General features: G+C 71.1%; 18 protein-coding genes. 10 read left to right on the top strand and 8 right to left on the bottom strand.

What is annotated here, in order from left to right; all coding sequences use genetic code 11:
• Positions 1–113: 113 nt before the first annotated feature.
• The 3 genes from HAV40_RS09570 to HAV40_RS09560 all read right to left on the bottom strand — a co-directional run bounded on the left by HAV40_RS09570 (position 114) and on the right by HAV40_RS09560 (position 2984).
• Positions 114–773: a hypothetical protein gene (locus tag HAV40_RS09570; protein ID WP_239085675.1), complete on the bottom strand. Its 660-nt coding sequence runs from the start codon at positions 771–773 to the stop codon at positions 114–116.
• Between the two features lie 200 nt (positions 774–973).
• Positions 974–1639, bottom strand: a complete 666-nt coding sequence (locus tag HAV40_RS09565; RefSeq protein WP_239085676.1) for a potassium channel family protein — start codon at positions 1637–1639, stop codon at positions 974–976.
• Positions 1629–2984 carry a TrkH family potassium uptake protein gene (locus HAV40_RS09560; RefSeq protein ID WP_239085677.1) on the bottom strand — a complete coding sequence of 452 codons (1356 nt, stop codon included), beginning with the start codon at positions 2982–2984 and terminating at the stop codon, positions 1629–1631. The genes HAV40_RS09565 and HAV40_RS09560 overlap by 11 nt, the downstream gene beginning before the upstream one ends.
• A gap of 108 nt (positions 2985–3092) precedes the next feature.
• On the opposite strand from HAV40_RS09560, the gene sthA reads away from it, so the two are divergent.
• The 3 genes from sthA (at position 3093) to HAV40_RS09545 (ending at position 8197) form a co-directional block, all read left to right on the top strand.
• Positions 3093–4496: a Si-specific NAD(P)(+) transhydrogenase gene (sthA, locus tag HAV40_RS09555; protein ID WP_166380507.1), complete on the top strand. Its 1404-nt coding sequence runs from the start codon at positions 3093–3095 to the stop codon at positions 4494–4496.
• Positions 4497–4510: 14 nt separating this feature from the next.
• Entirely contained in the window at positions 4511–5491 is a 981-nt protein-coding gene (locus HAV40_RS09550) for an endonuclease/exonuclease/phosphatase family protein (protein ID WP_239085678.1), read from the top strand.
• A gap of 141 nt (positions 5492–5632) precedes the next feature.
• Positions 5633–8197, top strand: a complete 2565-nt coding sequence (locus tag HAV40_RS09545) for an ATP-binding protein (protein WP_166380506.1) — start codon at positions 5633–5635, stop codon at positions 8195–8197.
• Between the two features lie 9 nt (positions 8198–8206).
• Here HAV40_RS09545 and HAV40_RS09540 read toward each other — a convergent pair whose 3' ends face one another.
• Complete coding sequence (locus HAV40_RS09540; RefSeq protein ID WP_166380505.1) at positions 8207–9031, bottom strand: hypothetical protein; 825 nt, start codon at positions 9029–9031, stop codon at positions 8207–8209.
• Between the two features lie 201 nt (positions 9032–9232).
• Between HAV40_RS09540 and gndA the strand changes: the two genes are divergently transcribed.
• Complete coding sequence (gndA, locus tag HAV40_RS09535; protein ID WP_166380504.1) at positions 9233–10660, top strand: NADP-dependent phosphogluconate dehydrogenase; 1428 nt, start codon at positions 9233–9235, stop codon at positions 10658–10660.
• Between the two features lie 137 nt (positions 10661–10797).
• The gene (locus HAV40_RS09530) at positions 10798–12087 is read left to right on the top strand and encodes a hemolysin family protein (protein WP_166380503.1); all 1290 of its coding nucleotides are present in this window, start codon (positions 10798–10800) and stop codon (positions 12085–12087) included.
• 116 nt (positions 12088–12203) lie between these two features.
• On the opposite strand, the gene HAV40_RS09525 is transcribed toward HAV40_RS09530, so the two are convergent.
• The gene (locus HAV40_RS09525) at positions 12204–12767 is read right to left on the bottom strand and encodes an MBL fold metallo-hydrolase (protein WP_166380502.1); all 564 of its coding nucleotides are present in this window, start codon (positions 12765–12767) and stop codon (positions 12204–12206) included.
• A gap of 113 nt (positions 12768–12880) precedes the next feature.
• Positions 12881–13651 (bottom strand): SDR family oxidoreductase, encoded by a 771-nt coding sequence (locus HAV40_RS09520; RefSeq protein ID WP_166380501.1) that lies wholly within the window; start codon positions 13649–13651, stop codon positions 12881–12883.
• A 194-nt stretch (positions 13652–13845) separates the two neighbouring features.
• Between HAV40_RS09520 and HAV40_RS09515 the strand changes: the two genes are divergently transcribed.
• The 4 genes from HAV40_RS09515 to HAV40_RS09500 all read left to right on the top strand — a co-directional run bounded on the left by HAV40_RS09515 (position 13846) and on the right by HAV40_RS09500 (position 18814).
• Positions 13846–15660, top strand: coding sequence for an acyl-CoA dehydrogenase (locus HAV40_RS09515; protein ID WP_166380500.1), 1815 nt, complete (start codon positions 13846–13848; stop codon positions 15658–15660).
• Complete coding sequence (locus HAV40_RS09510; RefSeq protein WP_166380499.1) at positions 15647–16246, top strand: TetR/AcrR family transcriptional regulator; 600 nt, start codon at positions 15647–15649, stop codon at positions 16244–16246. Before HAV40_RS09515 ends, HAV40_RS09510 begins: the two co-directional genes overlap by 14 nt.
• A gap of 144 nt (positions 16247–16390) precedes the next feature.
• The gene (locus HAV40_RS09505; RefSeq protein WP_409364916.1) at positions 16391–17596 is read left to right on the top strand and encodes an ROK family protein; all 1206 of its coding nucleotides are present in this window, start codon (positions 16391–16393) and stop codon (positions 17594–17596) included.
• Between the two features lie 144 nt (positions 17597–17740).
• A complete protein-coding gene (locus HAV40_RS09500) occupies positions 17741–18814 on the top strand; it encodes a glycoside hydrolase family 19 protein (protein WP_166380497.1) in 1074 nt (357 codons plus the stop codon).
• Positions 18815–18906: 92 nt separating this feature from the next.
• Here the strand turns inward: HAV40_RS09500 and HAV40_RS09495 are convergent, their stop codons facing one another.
• Both HAV40_RS09495 and HAV40_RS09490 read right to left on the bottom strand, forming a co-directional pair.
• Positions 18907–19467, bottom strand: coding sequence for a dihydrofolate reductase family protein (locus HAV40_RS09495; RefSeq protein ID WP_166380496.1), 561 nt, complete (start codon positions 19465–19467; stop codon positions 18907–18909).
• Between the two features lie 58 nt (positions 19468–19525).
• The gene (locus HAV40_RS09490; protein WP_166380495.1) at positions 19526–19813 is read right to left on the bottom strand and encodes a helix-turn-helix domain-containing protein; all 288 of its coding nucleotides are present in this window, start codon (positions 19811–19813) and stop codon (positions 19526–19528) included.
• A gap of 65 nt (positions 19814–19878) precedes the next feature.
• Here HAV40_RS09490 and map point away from each other — a divergent pair, with 65 nt between their 5' ends.
• Positions 19879–20646, top strand: a complete 768-nt coding sequence (gene map, locus HAV40_RS09485; protein WP_166380761.1) for a type I methionyl aminopeptidase — start codon at positions 19879–19881, stop codon at positions 20644–20646.
• Positions 20647–20700 lie beyond the last annotated feature (54 nt).

Below are 20700 nucleotides of genomic sequence, written 5' to 3'. Positions count from 1 at the left end.
ACCACTCGGGTCGAACGAGAACGGCCGATGCGATCGGAGGGTTCGGGCCTGAGGCGTGTTCATCGGCATGACGGGACGCCGCGACGAGGCGACTGCCTGATCCCTTGACGCGGTCAGTGCAGGATGCCCGCGCCGTGCAGCACGCGGTGGGCGGACGGAGCGGGCACGCTGACCAGCAGGCTGCCCGCCTGGCGGGACAGCGCGGCCTGCGCGCCGAGCAGGTGTGCGCCGCGGACCAGGATCGCGGCGAGGTCCTGGTCGATGACGCGTACGCCGAGGATGTGCTTGCGCATGTGGCGGCCCGCGGCCAGCAGCACGCCGCGCCACGCGGACCCGGCCAGGCGCAGCCGCTCGGCGTGCGCGGGCGCGGAACCGCCGACGGGGGCGGTGCTCAGCACCGAGGCCCGGCCCTGCCGCCAGGCGCCGCCGCTGATCTCCAGGTAGGCCGCGCGGTGCTCGCCCGGCACGCTGACCCGGTGCAGCAGGTAGCGGCGGCGCAGGCCCGCCTCGGCGGTCTCGTGGGCGTACGGCAGCTCCAGCGCCCGCATCAGCTGCCCCATCCGGCGGGCGGCGTGCTCGGCGCTGAACTCGACCGTCCCGGCCGGTGTGGCCGGGCGGCGCGGATGGCCCACCCGCACTCCCCCGTCCGGCGTCAGCGACGTCGCCCGCACCAGACAGGCCAGCTCGAACGCGTCCGCCAGCCGGGACCGGTCGAGCCGTACGACGGGCTCACACGCGGTGTCGGCGGGAGGCAGTTCGAGGGTGGACCGCATGGGCGAGCTCCCGTCGTCGACGTCGTGGTGCGGATGGTCTACCCACAGTGACGGCCCCTACGCCCGCGCGAAACCACCCCGCCCGACCCTTGAGGAAAACTTGCGCAACCACACCCGCCGCAACTCTTGACCAGTCGCGCCGTCGGGCAGCCCACCAAGCCGCTACTCGTTAAGAGTTGCGGCAGAGTGGGGGCGGCTGGTCAGGGGAGTTCGGCGAAGCGCTCGACGCGGTCGACGGGGCCGGCGACGACGATGATGTCGCCGTACTGGAGGACGGTGGTGGCGTCGGCGTAGGTGAACTCGCTGCCCTGGGTCTTCACGCAGACGATGGTCACGCCGTGTTTGCGGCGCAGCCGGGTCTCGCCCAGCGGCACGCCCACGTACTCGTGTGGCGGGCGGGTCTTGACCAGCGCGAAGTTGGAGTCGATCTCCATGTAGTCGAGCATCCGGCCCGAGACCAGGTGGGCGACGCGCTCGCCCATGTCGTGCTCGGGGAGCACGATGTGTTTGGCCCCGATCCGCTCCAGGATGCGGCCGTGCTGGCGGCTGACCGCCTTCGCCCAGATGTCGGCCACCTCCAGCTCCACCAACAGCGACGTGGCCAGGATGCTGGCCTCCAGGTCCGAGCCGATGGCGACCACCGCCCGGCCGAACTCGGCGACGCCGAGCTGGCGCAGCGCCTCCATGTCGGTGGCGTCCGCGGCCACCACGTGGGTCAGCTCCCCGGCCAGGCTCTGCACCACCTTGGGCCGGTGGTCGATGGCCAGCACCTCGGTGCCGCGGCGCATCAGCTCCACGGCCAGCGAGCTGCCGAACCTGCCCAGCCCGATGACGACGACGGGGTCGTTGCCGCTCTCAGCCGACAAGGGGACGCTCCTCGGGTAGTTCGTAGTGGCGGGTCCTGGCGCGCAGGGCCAGCGCCGTGCCCAGGGTCAGCGGGCCGACCCGGCCCACGAACATCAGGATGGCGAGCAGCCCGTGGCTGACCGCGTCGAGTTCGGCGGTGATGCCCGTGGACACCCCGACGGTCGCGAACGCCGAGATCACCTCGAACAGCACCTGGTCCAGGGTGTGCGGGTTGAGCACCAGCAGCAGGTACGTCGAGGCGGCGACGGTGCCGACACCGACCAGCGCGATGGTCAGCGCCTGGCGCTGGAGCTGCTCGGGGATGCGGCGGCGGCCGACGTTGACCGACGGCTCCCCGCGCAGCTCGGCCCAGATCACGTACGCCAGCAGCCCGAAGGTGGTGACCTTGATGCCGCCCGCGGTGCCCGCGCTGCCGCCGCCGATGAACATCAGCGCGTCGTACGCCAGCCAGCTCGACGGGTACATCGCCCCGATGTCGATGGAGTTGAACCCGCCCGAGCGCGGCATCACCGCGCCGAAGAACGCGTTGAGCAGCTGGTCGGCCCCGGACATGTCGCCCAGGGTGCGCGGGTTGCGGCCCTCGGTGGCCAGCAGCAGGACGGTGCCGATCACCAGCAGCACCACGCTCAGGGTCAGGGTCAGCCGGGTCAGCACCGACCAGCGTTTCGGCCGCCGCCACGAGTGCCGCAGCTCGAACAGCACCGGAAAGCCCAGCCCGCCGACGATCACGCCCACCGCCAGGGTCAGGCAGATCCACGGATCGGTGTTGAACCGGACCACGCTGTCGGGCCACAGCGCGAACCCGGCGTTGTTGAACGCCGAGATCGCGTGGAAGGCCCCCAGGTAGACGGCCCTCCCGAAGGACTCGCCGTAGCCGATCATGAACCGTCCCGCCAGCACGGCCGCGAGGATCACCTCGCTGACCATGCTGAGCAGCACCACGTTGCGGACCACCCGGCGCAGGTCGGTCATCTGCAGCGTCTTGGTCTCGGCCTGCACCAGCATCCTGGCCCGCAGCCCCAGCCGCCCGGACAGCGCGATCGCGAACAGCGTCGCCATCGTCATGATGCCCAGCCCACCGGCCTGCATCAGCACCATGATGATCAGCTCACCCGCGACCGACCAGTGGGTCTCGCTGTCGACCAGCACCAGGCCGGTCAGGCAGACCGCCGAGGTCGCGGTGAACAGCGCGTCCAGGAACCGCGCGGGCTCGCCGGACTCGGTGGCGATCGGCAGCGACAGCAGCCCCGTCCCGGCCAGCGCGGCCGCGGCGAACCCCCCGACGATCACCTGCGTCGGGTGGTGGAACTGATCGAGCACGACCGCCGACACACTCCTGCGCACGCCGCGACCATACCAACCTTGTGATCCACGGGTGGCCGGCGTCGCGAGCGGCGGGACCGCCGTTCGGCCGGTGCCCGCCGTTAACGTAACCGTGCCAAGGTATGCGGCATGCGTGATGTGGACGTTCTCGTCATCGGATCGGGTCCCGGCGGACAGAAGGCCGCCATCGCGGCCGCCAAGCTCGGCCGGCGGGTCGCCATGGTCGAACGCGGCGACATGATCGGCGGGGTCAGCGTCAACACCGGGACCATCCCGTCGAAGACCCTGCGCGAAGCCGTCGTCTACCTCACCGGCCTGAGCCAGCGCGAGCTCTACGGGCAGAGCTACCGGCTCAAGGAGGACATCACCGTCGCCGACCTGACCGCGCGCACCGAGCACGTGATCAGCCGCGAGGTCGACGTCGTACGCGGCCAGCTGGCCCGCAACGGGATCCGGCTGCACGCGGGCACCGCCCGGTTCACCGACGCGCACACCGTGCACGTGACCGGCGAACGCGGCCGCGACTTCACGGTCACCGCCGACCACATCGTCATCGCCGCGGGCAGCCGCCCGGCCCGCCCGGCCACCGTCGAGTTCGACGACCTGACGATCATCGACTCCGACGGCATCCTCAAACTCGACCGCGTGCCGCGCTCGATGGTCGTGGTCGGCGCGGGCGTCATCGGCATCGAGTACGCCTCGATGTTCGCCGCGCTGGGCACCAAGGTCACCGTCGTCGAGCGGCGCAGCCGCATGCTCGACTTCTGCGACCTGGAGGTCGTCGAGGCGCTGAAGTACCACCTGCGCGACCTGGCCGTGACGTTCCGGTTCAGCGAGGCCGTCGCCGCGGTCGAGAAGCACCCCAAGGGCGCCATCGCGGTGCTGGAGAGCGGCAAGACGATCGCCGCCGACACCGTCATGTACTCCGCCGGGCGGCAGGGCATGGGCGACGCGCTGCACCTGGAGGCCGCCGGGCTGGCCGCCGACGACCGCGGCCGGATCACCGTCGACGAGCACTTCCGCACCGCCGTGCCGCACATCTACGCCGTCGGCGACATCATCGGCTTCCCCGCGCTGGCCGCGACCTCGATGGAGCAGGGCCGCCTGGCCGCGCACCACGCCTGCGGGCAGCCGCTGGGCCCGATCTCGGCGCTGCAGCCGATCGGCATCTACACCATCCCCGAGATCAGCTACGTCGGCCGCACCGAGGACGAGCTGACCGACCAGCGGGTGCCGTTCGAGGTCGGCGTGTCCCGCTACCGCGAACTGGCCCGCGGGCAGATCATCGGCGACACCCACGGCATGCTGAAGATCCTCGTGTCGCCGGAGGACCGCACGCTGCTCGGCGTGCACGTGTTCGGCACCGGCGCGACCGAACTGCTCCATATCGGCCAGTCCGTGATGGGCTGCGGCGGCACCGTCGACTACCTGGTCGAGGCGGTGTTCAACTACCCGACGCTGGCCGAGTCGTACAAGGTCGCGGCGCTGGACGCCACCAACAAGATGCGCCACATCGCGAGCCTGCGAGACTGACCCTGGTGGACACCATGACGGCGCCCCCCGCGGCCGCCACGACAGACCGGTCGCTGCCCCGCCGAACCCGCGTGCCCGCGCCCCGTGGCCTGGTGACGGCGTCGCTGTCAGTGCTCGTCGCGGGCCTGCTCGTGCTGCACGCCGCCGTGCCGAACACGCTCGGGCACCTGGGCAGCCTGCTGGAGTCGTTCCTGCCGTGGCTGGGCCTGGCCGTCCCGCCGCTGCTCGGCGTCGCGCTGCTGCGCCGCTCGACCATCGCGCTGGTCACCCTGCCGCTGCCCGTGGCCGCCTGGCTCGGCCTGTTCGCCGGAGTGGCGGCCCCGGCGGCCGACGTCCCCTACGACCTGACCGTGGTGCAGCACAACGTCAGTGACGAGAACCCCGACCCGGCGGGCACCGTACGGGCGCTGACGGCGGTCTCCCCGGACCTCATCGCCCTGGAGGAGGTCACCGAGCAGGCACTGGCCGACTGGAGCGCCGCGCTGTCCCCGGCGTATCCGCACACCGCCATCCAGGGCACCGTCGGGCTGTGGTCGAAGTACCCGGTCAGCGACGTGCGGGTGGTCGAGATCCGGCCACGCGCCATCGTCGACGACTGGAGCCGCGGCATGCGCGCCACGGTCCGGCTCCCGCAGGGCGACGTCGCCGTGTACGTGGCCCACCTGCCCTCACTGCGGCTGGGCTGGACCCACGGCTTCGGCTCGACGCGACGCGACGGCAGCGCCGAGAAACTCGGCGCGGCGCTGGCCGCCGAACCGTCGCAGCGGGTCCTGCTGCTCGGCGACCTCAACGGCACTCTCGACGACCGCGGCCTGGACCCGGTCACCTCCCAGCTCACGTCCGACCGGTCCGACTTCGCGTTCAGCTGGCCTGCGCCCGCGCCCCTGGCCCGTATCGACCACGTGCTCGCCCGTGGCGCGACCGTCACCCACGTCTGGTCACTGCCCCGCACCGGCAGCGACCACCTGCCGGTCGCCGCCCGCATCAGGCTGTGAGCTGCACAGATCCACCGCGTCGCGACAACCCCGGCTTGTATCGTGGAAACACCCGGCGGTACGCGCCCGAGTCGGCCAACGGCCCCGCACCCGGCTGACGGCGCACCGTAGGCGTGCGCGGCGGATGGGACGGGGACGCAGATGCCTGACACGGGCACGCAGTGGTCCACCACCATCAGGACACCCGATCAGCGGCTGCGCGTGTTCGTGTCCTCGACGCTGGTGGAGCTCGCCGCCGAACGCGACGCGGCCCGCACCGCGATCGAGCAGCTGCGCCTTGCCCCGGTCATGTTCGAGTCCGGTGCCCGCCCGCATCCCGCGCAGGCGGTGTACCGGTCCTACCTCGCCCAGTCCGATGTCTTCATCGGCATCTACGGCGACAGCTACGGCTGGGTCGGGCCGGGTATGACCGTCTCCGGCCTGGAGGACGAGCTCCAGCGGGCCGGTCACCTCCCCCGGCTGCTCTACGTCAGGTCACCGGCACCGGACCGCGAGCCCGCCCTCGGCGCGATGATCGACCGGATCAGGGACGGCGGCGAGTCCGCGTACAAGAAGTTCAGCGACGCCGCGCAACTGCACGAACTGATCCTGAACGACCTGGCGACGCTGCTCGCGGAGAGGTTCGACCGGCCGCCGCGCGACGAGCCGCCGGCCGGGGTCGCCCCGCCGACGCCGGTCACCGCCCTGGTCGGCCGCGACGACGACGTCGACCGGATCGTGGGCCTGCTCGACTCCGGCGACCGCCGACTGGTGGTGCTGACCGGCACCGGCGGGATCGGCAAGACCCGGCTGGCGCTGGCCGCGATGCGGCGCGCCGCCGCGGACCGGCGCGACGGCGCGGCCTTCGTAGACCTGTCCGCGATCACCGACGCCCGGCTCGTGCCCGACACCATCGCACAGACCCTCGACCTGGTGGTGCAGGGCAGGGAGAACGCCCTGGACGCACTACGGCGGCGGCTGTCCGACCGCGACATGCTCATCGTGCTCGACAACTTCGAACAGGTCCTCGACGCCGCACCCGTGGTGGCCGACCTGCTCCAGCACGCGCCGCTGCTGCACATCCTGGTGACCAGCCGGGTGGTGCTGCGGATACGCGGCGAGCAGGAATGGCCGGTCCAGGCGCTCGCGCTGCCGCCCGCGCACGGCGAGCCCGACGCGCTGGCCCAGGCACCCGCACTGCGCCTGTTCGTCGACCGGGTCCGCGACGTGCAGCCCGGTTTCGCGCTGACCGAGCAGAACACGCCCGTGCTGGCCGAGCTGTGCCGACGGCTCGGTGGCCTGCCGCTCGCGCTGGAGCTGGCCGCCGCATGGATGCGCCTGCTCACCCCCGAACAGATGCTGACCCAGCTGTTCGGACGCCTCGAACAGCAGGGCACACTGGTCGACCTGCCCGACCGCCAGCAGACCATGAGCAGGACGATCTCGTGGAGCTACGACCTGCTGCCCGCCTCCGCCCAGGCACTGCTGACCCGCCTGTCGGTGTTCGCCGACCCCTTCACCGTCGACGGCGTCGTCGCGGTCTGCTCCACCGACGGCGCCGACGTGATCGAGGACCTGTCGGCCCTGATGGACAGCAGCATGGTCAGCCCGGTCGACCGTACCGACGGCGAGCGCGGATTCCAGCTGCTCGAACCGATCCGCCGCTTCGCCGCCGCCCGGCTGACCGACCCGGACCACACCCTCGGCCGCCTGCACGGCCACGTCCTCGACGTGCTCAAGGCCGCCGACACCCGCACCGGCTCGCAGGACCTGCTCATGCGGCGGCTCGACAGCGAGCAGCTCAACCTCCAGGTCGTGCTCGCCTGGGTCGGCCGCACCGGGCAGCCGTCCGGACCGCTGGTGCGGGCCCTCGGCGACGCCTGGCTGTGGATGCTGGCCTGCGGGCTGCTACGGCAGAACGCCGAACTGTGGAAACAACTGCAGGCACTGCCACCCGGCGGGCTGCGCACCGACGGCGACCGGCTGGCGATGCAGTGGCTGACCGCCAACCGGCTGCTCAACGACGGCGACTTCGACCAGGCGGGCGCGCTGATCGACCAGATGATGCCGCACGCGCGCCGGCTCGAATCTCCGGGACGGCTCGCGCTGCTGCTCACGACGCGGGCGATCACCCTGCCACGCGGCGCGCATCAGCACGCCGGGCAGCTGTTCGAGCAGGCGCAGGAGCTGGCACGCGGCGCGAACGACCCCCTGGTACGGGGTTACCTGCTGTCACACCACGGCCTGCTGTCCTGCGTCGACGGCCAGCCCGCACGGGCCCGCGACCAGCACCGGGAGACGCTGGACATCGCCGACACGCTCAACGACGCGAACCTGCACGCCGAGGCCGAGTACGAACTCGCCTGGGACGACCTGGTGCTGACCGACCCGGTGTCGGCGCACCCGCACCTGGTCGCCGCGGAGCAAGGCTACCGCCGCCTCGACCACCTCGACGGGCTCACCCGCTGCCTCGGCGCGCTCAGCGAACTCGCCGTCCAGCACGGCGAACACCACCTCGCCGTTCGCCTCGCCGGGTCGGCCGCCGCGGCGCGCGAACAGATCGGCCTGACACCCTGGCCGTCGGTCGCCGAACTCGAACAGCGCACCACGGACGGGCTGCGCGCCACCCTGCCGGACGACGTGTACCGGGCACAGTTCGACACCGGCCGCCGCCTCACCGTTCAGGATGCGCTCGCCGAGGCCCACGCCCTGCCCGGGCACCCCTGACGCGGCAGCTCAGTCCTGGCTGGTCACGAACTCGAACCGCAGGCCCCGCGCCTCGCTGAGAACGATGAGTCCCGACCCCTCGGCGAGCAGGAAGTACCTGCCGCCGAGGTGGTCCACCAGCCGCAGGTTCTCGTAGCGGTAGCGGAATGCTCCGCCGTCGCGCGGGTGCCCCGACAGCATGTCCAGGTCGGTCACCTGGACCCCCGACAGGTAGAGCCGATCGGTGCTGAACACGGTCACCGTGGTCACGCCACGGCCGTTCCAGAACTCGCTCGCCAGGTGCCGGCCCTCCTGCCTGGCGAGATTGCCCGCCGCCCAGAACAGGCAACCGCACAGCGCCAGCGCCGTCATCAGCCGCAGGCCCGGCGGCGGCTCCGCCGTGCCCCGCAGCAGGCCGCCCACCACCACGGCGTACGCGACGAGCAGCGTGGCCAGCCCGATCAACCACGGGTACAGCACGTACGACGTCGGCAGCCAGTGGTTCTGGGACAGGTAGACGGCCCCCGGGACGGCGACGGCCACGACCGAGGCCAGCGCGGGAGCCCAGCGCAGCCGGCGACGGCGGGCCTGGTCCATCCCGGCCACAGCCGAGCGCACCAGCCTGTCGAGGAGCACACACGCCACCCCGAGCACGGCCACCACCAGCACCATCGGCAGCACCGAACCGACCGCGCGCAACGCGAGGTCCGGCACGGACAGGCCCAGCAGCCGCACGTCCACGCCCATGGCCAGACCCTGCGCCTGCGCCCTGGTGTAGCCGAGGTACACCAGCAGCCCGGCGGTCAGCGCGATCCCGAACAGCAGCCGGAGGCCTGCGGCCACCAAGCGGTTCATACGCTCTCCCCGTGTCGCGTCTTGGGGGAGGATAGAGGCCGCGGAGCACATGGTCGATCACGAACCCGACACGACTTCTCGATCACTAGGACACCGCCGCCCCGGACGTGCGCAGCGGCGCTCGGCGTGATGGGGTATGAGGTGGAAGGGACGCACCGGGGCGGCCGCAAACATCGAGCTTTCACGACCAGGAGTCACACCATGGCAGCACAGATCGGTGTCACCGGGCTGGCGGTGATGGGCGCCAACCTCGCCCGCAACCTGGCCCGCAACGGCTACACCGTGGCGGTGCACAACCGCAGCCGCGCCCGCACTGACGCGCTGATCGCCGAGCACGGCGGCGACGGCGACTTCGTCGCGGCCGAGACGATGGCCGAGCTGGTCGGAGCGCTGGAGAAGCCGCGCCGCGTACTGATCATGGTCAAGGCCGGCAAGCCGGTCGACGACGTGATCGCCGAGCTGGTGCCGCTGCTCGACGCCGACGACATCATCATCGACGGCGGCAACTCCCACTACACCGACACCCGCCGCCGCGAGGCCGCGCTGGCCGACAAGGGCCTGCACTTCGTCGGCGTCGGCGTGTCCGGCGGCGAGGAGGGCGCGCTCAACGGACCGTCGATCATGCCTGGCGGGTCGAAGAAGTCCTACGAGTCGCTCGGGCCGATGCTGGAGAAGATCTCCGCGCACGTGGACGGCGAGCCGTGCTGCCACTGGCTGGGCACCGACGGCGCGGGCCACTTCGTGAAGATGGTCCACAACGGCATCGAGTACGCCGACATGCAGGTCATCGGTGAGGCGTACGACCTGCTGCGCTCCGGGGCGGGCATCGAGCCCGGCGAGCAGGCGAAGATCTTCGCCGAGTGGAACAAGGGCGACCTGTCGTCGTTCCTGATCGAGATCACCGCGCAGGTGCTCGGGCACGTCGACGCGAAGACCGGCAAGCCGTTCATCGACGTGCTCGTCGACGCGGCGGGCATGAAGGGCACCGGCGGCTGGACCGTGCAGGCGGCGCTGGAACTGGGCTCGCCGGTGACCGGCATCGCCGAGTCGGTGTTCGCCCGCGCGCTGTCGTCGCAGTCGGCGCAGCGCCCGACCGCGCAGCAGGTGCTGGCCGGGCACGAGGTCAAGCTCGACCTGCCGGACACGTTCGTCGAGGACGTGCGCCAGGCGCTGTACGCGTCCAAGCTGGTCAGCTACGCCCAGGGCCTGGACATGCTGGTGTCGGCGTCCAAGGAGTACGGCTGGGATCTCGACCTGGGCGGCATCGCGTCGCTGTGGCGGGGCGGCTGCATCATCCGGGCGGCGCTGCTGCGCACCATCACCGAGGCGTACCGCGGCGACAACCCGCCCGCGAACCTGCTGTTCGCGCCGGAGTTCACCGAGGCGATCGGCGCGGCCGTGCCCGCCTGGCGCCGCGTGGTGGCCACCGCCGCCCAGCTGGGCATCCCCGCGCCGGTGTTCTCCTCCTCGCTGGCCTACTACGACGGCCTGCGCCGCGAGCGGCTGCCCGCCGCGCTGACCCAGGGCCTGCGGGACCTGTTCGGCGCGCACACCTACAAGCGCGTCGACGCCGACGGCACGTTCCACACCCTGTGGTCGGGCGACAAGTCCGAGGTCAAGCAGGACTGACGCCTTTCGCGAACAAAGCTCCGTTCATGCCGCTGTCCAGCATGAACGGAGCTTTGTCCGCGCCGCCCTGTGCGGAGCGTTCAGGAAGACCCGATACGGTATGGGTTCTGTCTTGACATGTCGAGGAGTGAACGCCCGTGGGCGGCTACGGCACCCAGGTTCTGCTGGTGCTTGTCCTTATGTTGATCAACGGAGCGCTTTCCGGCAGCGAGATGGCTCTCATCTCCCTGCGTGAGTCGCAGATCCAGCGGCTTGAACGCTCCTCCTCCGGCGGCCGGGTGCTGGCGCGCCTGTCGCGGGACCCGAACCGGTTCCTGGCCACCATCCAGATCGGCATCACCCTGGCCGGCTTCCTGGCCTCAGCCTTCGCGGCGACGTCGCTGGCCCAGCCGCTGGTGCCCGTGCTCGGCTTCTTCGGCTCGGCCGCGGAGACCGCCGCGATCATCGTGGTCACCCTGGCCCTGACGTTCCTCACCCTGGTGCTGGGCGAGCTGGCCCCCAAGCGCATCGCCATGCAGCGCGCCGAGGGCTGGGCGCTGGTCGCCGCGCGGCCGCTGGACTGGATGGCCAGCGCGTCGCGGCCGTTCGTGTGGCTGCTCGGCAAGTCCACCGACGTGATCGTCCGCATCGCCGGGGTGGACCCCCGGGCGGGCCGGGAGGAGATCTCCGCCGAGGAGATCCGCGACCTGGTCGTGGCCCAGCGTAGCTTCACCGCCGAGCAGCGGGAGATCATCTCCGGGGCGTTCGAGATCAGCGAGCGTGACATCCGCGACATCCTGATCCCCCGGCGCGAGGTCATCACCCTGCCCGCGGAGATGTCCGCGGAGGAGGGCCTGGCCCTGCTCGCCGAGACCGGGCACAGCCGGGCACCGGTCGTCGACGACGGCGACCTGGACTCGGTGGTCGGCGTCGTGCACCTGCGCGACCTGCTCGGCGACGGCGGCCCGGTCGGCGAGCGCGCCCGTACGGCGATCTTCCTGCCGGAGACGCTGTCGGTGTCGGACGCGATGCGCCAACTGCGCAACCAGCGCGAGCAGTTCGCCCTGGTGGTCGACGAGCACGGGTCCATCGACGGCATCATCACGATGGAGGACCTCGTCGAGGAGGTCGTCGGCGAGATCTACGACGAGACCGACCGCGACGTGGTGTCGGTGGTCCGCGAGGGCGACGACGTGTTCCTGGTGCCGGGCTCGTTCCCGCTGCACGACCTGCCCGACCTGGGCATCGACCTGAACCGCCTCGGCGAGATGGACTACACCACGGTCGCGGGCCTGGTGCTGGACAAGCTCGGCCACATCCCGACCAAGCCCGGTGAGACGATCAAGGCCGCGGGCTTCACCGCCGAGGTCACCGAGATCGACGGCCGCAGCATCTCGCAGGTCCGCCTGCGCCTGGTCCGCAACCACGACCGCAGCCACTCGTCCTGACCGTCCCACCCTTGATCGCCGGACTTGCCCGGCACCTGTGCGTATCTTGAGCACGCATGCGCGCAGGTGCCGGGCAAGTCGACGGAGCCTGAGCCCGACGGCGCCCGCTCTGGTTGTCAGCGCGGGGTCGTCGGGTCCGGGGTGAAGGCGGGGCCGTGGCCGGGGACGATGAGGACCGGGTTCAGGGCGAGGATGCGCGCGCGGGATGCGGCGAGCGCGACGGCGTCGGTGGCGAACGGGTCCTTCGGCGGTCCCTCGGCGTGCCACCACACGTGGGTGAGCGCGACCAGGCCGTCGGCGGTGTCGACCAGCGTCGTGATGTCCTCGGCGGTGTGCCCCGGGGTACGGATGAGACTGATCGCGTCGGAGAGCGCGAATCCCTCGGCGTCCCGGCTGACCCACTGGTCGTCCAGGTAGTACGCCCAGTGGTCGTGGTAGCGGGCGTTAAGGAACAGCGCCGCGTTGATCGTGTGGTCCGGGTGGTGGTGACTGAAGATCACGTCAGTGACGGACTCCGGGTCGACGCCGAGGTCGGCCAGGGGCCCGAGGATCTGCTGCCGGTCGGCGACCATTCCCGGGTCGACGATCACGACGGTGTCCCCGTCCCTGATCAGCGCCACCGTGCTCGCCACCCGGTCGCCGACATACCCGGCATTCAGCACCCGCAGTTCAGCCACCATGCCCTCAGGCTACCCACCCACGGGCCGATCTTCGTGCTGCAGTTTCGGGGAAAGTGCAGCAACCGAGGGCTCGATGCGTGCGGTTTCCCCGAAACTGTCGGGCAAGAACGGCCTCAGGCGGCGAAGGAGTGGCGGATGAGGGAGCCGCCGTCGACGACGAGGGTTTGGCCGGTCATCCAGGAGGAGGTCTGGCCGGCGAGGAAGACGACGGCGCTGGCGATGTCCTCGGGTTCGCCGATGCGGCCCAGGGGGGTGTGCTGGTTGATCAGGTCTTCGTTGTTCTCCCAGAGGGCCTGGGCGAGCTTGGTGCGGACGATGCCGGGGGCGATGCCGTTGACGCGCACCTTCGGGGCCAGTTCGGCGGCGAACTGGCGGGTCAGGTGGATGACGGCGGCCTTGGTGGCGTTGTAGTAGCCGATGCCGGGTTCGGTGGCCAGGCCGCCGACGGAGGCGATGTTGACGATCGTGCCGCCGTTGGCCGCCATCGAGGCGTGCCAGGCGGCCTGCGTCCACAGCACGATGGACAACTGGTTGACCTGCACCGTCTTCTCCGCGCGGGACACGTCGAGGTCGACCATGGGGCCGAAGTAGGGGTTGGTGCCGGCGTTGTTGACGAGCACGTCGACGGAGCCGAACTCGGCCACGGCGGCGGCGACGCAGGCGTCGGCCTGGTCCTTCTCCCCCACGTGCGCGGCCTTGGCGAGGAAGCCGACCTTCGGGTACGCCGTGCGGAACTCCTCGGCGACGGCGTCGAGGGCGTCCTGCCGCCGGGAGGTCAGCACGACGTTGCAGCCCTCGGCGGCCAGGGCGGCCGCAGTGGCCTTGCCGATGCCGCGGGACGCGCCGGTGACCAGCGCGGTACGACCTTCCAGACCTGTACGCACAGCTTCGCCCCTTGTCCTTCGCTTGTTGTTGCAGTCGATGTGCGCATACCTTAGCGAGCAGTCCGACCGGTCGGTAGGCCCGCGTGCGATGCAACATACCAACCGGTCGGTATTGACAGCGGGGCCGCCGCCGCGCTGTCATGGGCACCTCGACACGTCGGCGCGGACCTGTGCGCCATGGGGGAAGGCTGGGCATGAGCCACTACCGGAGCAATCTGCGTGACCTGCGGTTCAACCTGTTCGAGGTGTTCGGCCTCGGCGACAAGCTGGGCACCGGGCGCTTCGCCGAGCTCGACGCCGACACCGTCGAGCACATGCTCGCCGAGGTGGAGCGGCTGTCGGTCGGGCCGATCGCGGCGTCGTACGTCGACGTGGACCGCAACCCGCCCGTCTACGACCCGCAGACGCACTCGGTGACCATGCCCGACAGCTTCCGCCGCTCGTACCAGGCCTGGATGGACGCCGAGTGGTGGCGGCTGGACATGCCCGCCGAGGCGGGCGGCGTCGTGGCCCCGCGTGCCCTGTGGTGGGCGCTGATCGAGCTGGTCCAGGGCGCGCAGGCGCCGGTCTACATGTACGGCGGCGGCCCCGGCTTCGGCGGCCTGCTGCACCGCATGGGCACCGAGCCGCAGCAGCGCATGGCCGAGATCATGATCGAGCGCCAGTGGGGCGCGACCATGGTGCTGACCGAGCCGGACGCGGGCTCCGACGTCGGCGCGGGCCGCACCCGCGCGGTGCCGCAGGCCGACGGCTCGTGGCACCTGGAGGGCGTCAAGCGCTTCATCACCTCGGGCGAGCACGACCTGAGCGAGAACATCATGCACTTCGTCCTGGCCCGTCCGGTCGACACGCCCGGCGCGGGCGGACCCGGCACCAAGGGCCTGTCGATGTTCCTGGTCCCGAAGTTCCACTTCGACCACGAGTCCGGCCAGCTCGGCGAGCGCAACGGCGTGTACGCCACCAACGTCGAGAAGAAGATGGGCCTGAAGGTGTCCAGCACCTGCGAGCTGACGTTCGGCCAGCACGGTGTCCCGGCCAGGGGCTGGCTGGTCGGCGAGGTGCACGACGGCATCGCGCAGATGTTCAAGGTCATCGAGTCGGCGCGGATGCAGGTCGGCGTGAAGGCCATCGCGACGCTGTCGACGGGTTACCTCAACGCCCTCGACTACGCCCGCCAGCGGGTCCAGGGCCCCGACCTGACCCGCGCGGCCGACAAGACCGCACCCCGCGTCACCATCGACCGGCACCCCGACGTGCGCCGCATCCTCATGCTGCAGAAGGCGTACGCCGAGGGCCTGCGCGCCACCTACCTGTACACGGCGGGTTGGCTGGACCGCGACCACCCGCAGGGCGCGAACGTCAACGACCTGCTGCTGCCGATCGTCAAGGGCGTCGGCTCCGAGCGCTCGTACGAGATGCTGGCCCTGTCGCTGCAGACCCTCGGCGGCTCGGGCTACCTGCAGGACTACCCGCTGGAGCAGTACATCCGGGACACGAAGATCGACACGTTGTACGAGGGCACGACGGCGATCCAGGGCCAGGACTTCTTCTTCCGCAAGATCGTCCGGGATCGCTCGGTGGCCCTGGACCTGCTCGTCGGCGAGATGGAGCAGTTCCTCGACGCGAACGAGTCCACCGACGGGCTGAAGCAGGAGTGCGAGTCGCTGCGCGAGGCGATCGCCGACGTACGCGGCATGGTCGCCACGATGTTCGGCTGGCAGCAGGCCGCCGGGGAGGACGTGACCGAGGTCTACAAGGTCGGGCAGAACACCACCCGCCTGCTGATGAGCGTCGGCGACCTGGTGATCGGCTGGCTGCTGATCCGCCAGGCCGCGGTCGCGCTGACCGCCCTGGACGGCGCGTCCGGCGACGACACGGGCTTCTACCAGGGCAAGCTCGCGGTGGCGCGGTTCTTCGCGCGTACCGTGCTGCCGGAGCTGACCGCCCGCCGCCGGGTGCTCGAGGCCACCGACAACGCGCTGATGGAGATCCCGGATGGGGCGTTCTAGGACCGAGGGCGCGGCCGGGGTGCGCGAGCGCATCCTGGCCGCGGCATGCGCGCTGTTCGCCGAGCAGGGGTACGACGCCACGTCGGTGCAGCAGGTCGTCGACCGCGCCGGGGTCACCAAGGGCGGGCTGTACCACTACTTCGGGGCCAAGGAGGACCTGCTCGTCGAGATGTACCGCACGGTGTTCGGGGAGCGGCTGGCAGCCCTGGACCGGATCCTGGAGCAGGGCCGGGATCCGGAGTGGACGCTGCGGGCGATCATCGACGACATCGTGGTCGGCACCGCGGCGATGATGACCGAGTCGGCGGCGGTGTCGCGGGAGCTGGCGCACATGGACAGCGCGCGTACGCAGCGGCTGCAGGCCGACTGGCGGCGCTACCAGGAGGCGGTCCGGGCGCTGATCCGCGACGCGCAGGCCGCCGGGGTGTTCGCGGCGGTCGCGTCACCGGAGCTGGTGTCCTGGTCCATCTTCGGGGTGACCACGACGCTGCACACCTGGTTCCGCCCCGACGGCCCGAAACGCGCCGAGCAGATCGCCCACGAGCTGGCCGACCTGGTCCTGACCGGCTTGAAGTCACGGCCGTGACGGGTGGCCGACGGTCCGCACCGGACGGAGCGCGGCCGCTCGCGCCCGGCGCAGGCTGGGCGTGGCCCCGTGCCGTCACGTATCGTTGATCCTTCAACGTCACCGGCCACAGGGTGTAGTGCGATGCCGACCAGTCCTGCAGCGCTGCGGGCCGACCTCGTAGCCGAGGAGGCGTCGCAGCCGAATCTCGGCGTGCTCCTGCGGCACGTGCACCGGGCCGGGCCGCTGTCCCGCGCGGTGCTGGCGGAGCGGATGAACCTCAACCGCAGCACGATCATGGGGCTGACCACGAAACTGAGCGCGGCCGGACTGGTCCACGAGCGCAGCCCCGCCGGTGAGGGCCGGTCGGGCCGCCCGTCGCTGGTGGTCACGCCCGCCGCCGAGCAGGTGTACGTGCTGGCCTTCGACGTCGCGGTGGACAGGCTGGTAGCGGCCCGGGTGGCGCTGGGCGGCGCCGTGCTGGAGCGCCGGGTCGCACCCCGGTCGCGATCGGGACCAGACCTGGACGCGGTCGTGAGCGTGCTGGCCGGGTTCGGCCGGCAGCTGCACCGCGCCGCTCCGCCCGGCTCGGTCTGCGTCGGCGTGGGCGCGTCCTACTGCGGGATGATCCGCCCCGGCGACGGCATGGTCCGCTACGGGCCGCACCTGGGCTGGGTGGATCAGGCGTTCGGCGCGGAGCTCGGCGAGCAGCTGGGGCTGGGCCTGCCCGTCGCCGTCGGCAACGAGGCGCACCTGGGCGCGCTGGCCGAGCATGCGCGCGGCGCGGGAGTCGGCGTGCAGAACCTCATCTACCTGCACGGTGACGTCGGGGTCGGTGGCGGGATCATCGTCGGCGGGGAGGTGCTCGACGGGGAGGCCGGGTACGGCTGCGAGGTCGGGCACATGCTGGTCAACCCGCACGGCGGGCGGCCCTGCTCGTGCGGTGCGCGCGGATGCCTGGAAGCGGAGGTCGGCGAGCGGGCGCTGCTCGACGAGGCAGGTCGCCCGGCCGACCTCATCGGCCGCGACGCGGTGCGCGCGGTGGTCACCGATGCCGAGCACGGTGATCCGGTGGCACGGGAGGCGGTACGGCGGGTGGGCGACTGGCTCGGGATCGGCGTCGCGAACCTGATCAACCTGTTCAACCCGGGGATGCTGATCTTCGGGGGCATCATGCGCGACGTGTACGTGGGTGCGGAGCCGCAGATCCGGGGCCGGATCGAGCGCAACGTGCTGCCGGTGTCGCGGGAGCGGGTGCGGTTGTCGACGGCGGCGCTCGGCGACGACACGACCCTGCTCGGCGCGGCCGAACTGGCGTTCGCCGACCTGCTGGGCAACCCGCTCGCGGTGATGGCGCAGGCAGCCCGGTAGCCGGGGTGCCGAGTTCATGTGCTGACCAGATCCTCGCCTCCTACTATTAGGAAGCTTTATTTATTGATACTCTTCTTCGTGAGCGCTCGTCCCCCTTGACATCTCACGAACCGCTGGCACCCCACGCCGCGGAGAGGAGCCCCCATGTCACGACAACGTTCCCTGGCGCTGACGGGAGTGCTCGCGATCGTCGCAGCACTCGCGGTCATCCTGCCCTCGGCCTCGGCGTCCGCCGCCAACTGCGTCACCGGGTGGCAGTCGTCGGCCGTCTACACCTCAGGTATGACCGCCTCGTACAACGGTCACAACTGGCTGGCCCGCTGGTGGACCCAGAACCAGGCCCCCGGCACCAACGAGGTCTGGACCGACCAGGGCACCTGCGGCGGCGGCACCACGCCACCGCCCGGCGGCAACTGCAGCTACCCGAACTGGGCCGCGGGCACCTGGTACGCCGCCGGCGCCATCGTGCGCTACACCAACGGCCAGTACTACATCGCCGAGCACGACAACCCGGGCTACGACCCGATCATCAGCACCTGGTACTGGGACCCGTACACCTGCAGCGGCACTCCCCCGTCGAACCCGCCGACCAACCCGGGCGGCTTCGTGGTGTCCGAGGCTGCCTTCAACCAGATGTTCCCGGGCCGCAACTCGTTCTACACGTACCAGGGCCTGATCGCCGCGCTGAGCGCCTACCCGTCGTTCGCGACCAGCGGCAGTGACACCGTGCGCCGCCAGGAGGCCGCGGCGTTCCTGGCCAACGTCAACCACGAGACCGGCGGGCTGGTCCACATCGTGGAGCAGAACACGGCCAACTACCCGCACTACTGCGACGCGGGCCAGCCCTACGGCTGCCCGGCCGGGCAGGCCGCCTACTACGGCCGCGGCCCGATCCAGCTGAGCTGGAACTTCAACTACAAGGCCGCCGGTGACGCGCTGGGCCTGCCGCTGCTGACCAACCCGTGGCTGGTCCAGCAGGACGCGTCGGTCGCCTGGCGCACCGGCCTGTGGTACTGGATGACCCAGAACGGCCCCGGCACGATGACCGCGCACAACGCCATGGTCAACGGGGCGGGCTTCGGCCAGACGATCCGCAGCATCAACGGGTCCATCGAGTGCAACGGCGGCAACCCGGCGCAGGTCCAGAGCCGCGTCAACGCCTACCAGCAGTTCGTCGGCATCCTCGGCACGACTCCGGGCGCCAACCTGTACTGCTGAGCGATCCGGCGGCGCGGCGGCGGCACGACGCCCGGATCGCCCGCACCGCCGCCGAGGGCCGGCACCGCATCGTGGTGCCGGCCTTCGGGCGTTCAGGGACGGGTGTAGTGCAGCAGCACGACGCCGTTGCCGAAGGTGCGGGTGCGGGCCAGGCGCAGGTCGTGGTGGCGGTCGGACGGCCGGAACAGCGGCCGGCCCCGACCCAGGACCACCGGGTGTACGTAGAGCCGGATCTCGTCGAGCAGGTCGTGCTCCAGGAACGTGGCCGACAGGTTCGCGCCGCCGACGGCCACGTCGCCGCCCGACTGCTCGGCCAGCGCCCGGACTTCGGCGGGCACGACCTCCCGTACCACCGTGGTGTTCCAGTCGGCGTGGTCGAGGGTGCGGGAGAAGACGTACTTCGTCTTGTCGCGCCAGATGCCGGCGAACTCCGCGGCCACCGCTGGGGCGGCCGGATCCTGGTCGGCGGTGGGCCAGTAGTCGGCCATCAGGTCGTAGGTGACACGCCCGTCGAAGAACGCGCCCATCGGGGCGAGCAGCGCGTTGAAGTGGTGGTGCAGTTCGTCGTCGACCAGGTGCCAGTCGAGTTCGCCGTCCGGTCCGGCGAAGAATCCGTCGACGGACACCGACATCATGAGTACGATCTTGCGCATCGCAGCCTCCCCGGCATCGTTGCCCACTGCCCGGCCATCCTGTGCACGCGGTCGGGACCTACGAGGCCAGCCGCTCGCCCGCCCCGGTGAGTTCGGCGGCGTCCGGTTGCTTGATCTCCGACCACACGGTGTCGAGGGACAGTCCGAGGACGTCGGCGATCGCCGCGATGGTCGAGAAGGCCGGCGTGGCCACGCGACCGGACTCGATCTTGCGGAGGGTCTCCGGCGAGACTCCCGCCATCAGCGCGGTGACGAGCATCGAGCGCTCGCCCCTGGCGCGGCGCAGCAGGGAGCCGAGACGCTGTCCGCGTTCGACCTCCGCGGGGGTGAGTGGCAACCTGACCATGCGGCGATTCTAATACCGGGATAACATTGCCGGGATACTTATTGGCCATGCGAGTAGGGCGACTGATGATCGAGATCCTGGACCAGACCGAACTGCCCCGAGCCCGGCAGGCGGGTGCGCTGGTCTCCGGCATCCTGCAGAACCTGAAGAGCCGCGCCACGGTCGGCACGAATCTGCTGGACATCGACCGGTGGGCACAGGCCATGATCATCGAAGCGGGCGGCAAGTCCTGCTACGTCGACTACGCGCCGTCGTTCGGGCGCGGACCGTTCGGGCACTACATCTGCACCTCGGTCAACGACGCCGTGCTGCACGGCCTGCCCCACGACTACGCGCTCGCCGACGGCGACCTGCTGTCGCTCGACTTGGCCGTTTCACTGGACGGCGTCGTCACCGACTCGGCGATCAGCTTCATCGTCGGCGAGGCCAGGCCCGCCGAGAGCGTCGCGCTGATCAGCGCCACCGAGCGTGCCCTGAGCGCGGGGATCGCCGCAGCCGGGCCCGGCGCGCAGATCGGCGACATCTCGCACGCCATCGGCACCGTGCTCGGCGAGGCCGGGTACGCGGTCAACACCGAGTTCGGCGGGCACGGCGTCGGGTCGACCATGCACCAGGACCCGCACGTGCCGAACACGGGGCGGCCCGGCCGCGGCTACAAGCTGCGCCCCGGGCTGCTGCTGGCGCTGGAGCCGTGGGTCATGGCCGACACCGCCAAGCTCGTCACCGACGCCGACGGCTGGACCCTGCGCAGCGCGACCGGCTGCCGGACCGCGCACAGCGAGCACACGATCTTCATCACCGACGACGGAGCCGAGATCCTGACCAAGCCGTAGGCGGAATACCGTGCTCCGGGTCGCGGTTGACGCTGGCGACGATCATGAAGGAGG

This window comes from Catellatospora methionotrophica, assembly GCF_011297335.1.
In the GTDB taxonomy this organism is placed as follows: Bacteria; Actinomycetota; Actinomycetes; order Mycobacteriales; family Micromonosporaceae; genus Catellatospora; species Catellatospora methionotrophica.
The sequence above is the reverse complement of the archived record's forward strand: the minus strand, read 5'-3'. Positions and strand labels throughout refer to the sequence as shown.

Excerpts from the sequence above, each read along its gene's own strand:
- map (WP_166380761.1), top strand. The coding sequence starts at position 19,879 with ATGATCGAGATCCTGGACCAGACCGAACTGCCCCGAGCCCGGCAGGCG.
- HAV40_RS09490 (WP_166380495.1), bottom strand. The coding sequence starts at position 19,813 with ATGGTCAGGTTGCCACTCACCCCCGCGGAGGTCGAACGCGGACAGCGT.
- HAV40_RS09525 (WP_166380502.1), bottom strand. The coding sequence starts at position 12,767 with ATGGTGGCTGAACTGCGGGTGCTGAATGCCGGGTATGTCGGCGACCGG.
- HAV40_RS09515 (WP_166380500.1), top strand. The coding sequence starts at position 13,846 with ATGAGCCACTACCGGAGCAATCTGCGTGACCTGCGGTTCAACCTGTTC.
- sthA (WP_166380507.1), top strand. The coding sequence starts at position 3,093 with ATGCGTGATGTGGACGTTCTCGTCATCGGATCGGGTCCCGGCGGACAG.
- HAV40_RS09545 (WP_166380506.1), top strand. The coding sequence starts at position 5,633 with ATGCCTGACACGGGCACGCAGTGGTCCACCACCATCAGGACACCCGAT.
- HAV40_RS09550 (WP_239085678.1), top strand. The coding sequence starts at position 4,511 with ATGACGGCGCCCCCCGCGGCCGCCACGACAGACCGGTCGCTGCCCCGC.
- HAV40_RS09570 (WP_239085675.1), bottom strand. The coding sequence starts at position 773 with ATGCGGTCCACCCTCGAACTGCCTCCCGCCGACACCGCGTGTGAGCCC.
- HAV40_RS09510 (WP_166380499.1), top strand. The coding sequence starts at position 15,647 with ATGGGGCGTTCTAGGACCGAGGGCGCGGCCGGGGTGCGCGAGCGCATC.
- HAV40_RS09500 (WP_166380497.1), top strand. The coding sequence starts at position 17,741 with ATGTCACGACAACGTTCCCTGGCGCTGACGGGAGTGCTCGCGATCGTC.
- HAV40_RS09540 (WP_166380505.1), bottom strand. The coding sequence starts at position 9,031 with ATGAACCGCTTGGTGGCCGCAGGCCTCCGGCTGCTGTTCGGGATCGCG.
- gndA (WP_166380504.1), top strand. The coding sequence starts at position 9,233 with ATGGCAGCACAGATCGGTGTCACCGGGCTGGCGGTGATGGGCGCCAAC.
- HAV40_RS09495 (WP_166380496.1), bottom strand. The coding sequence starts at position 19,467 with ATGCGCAAGATCGTACTCATGATGTCGGTGTCCGTCGACGGATTCTTC.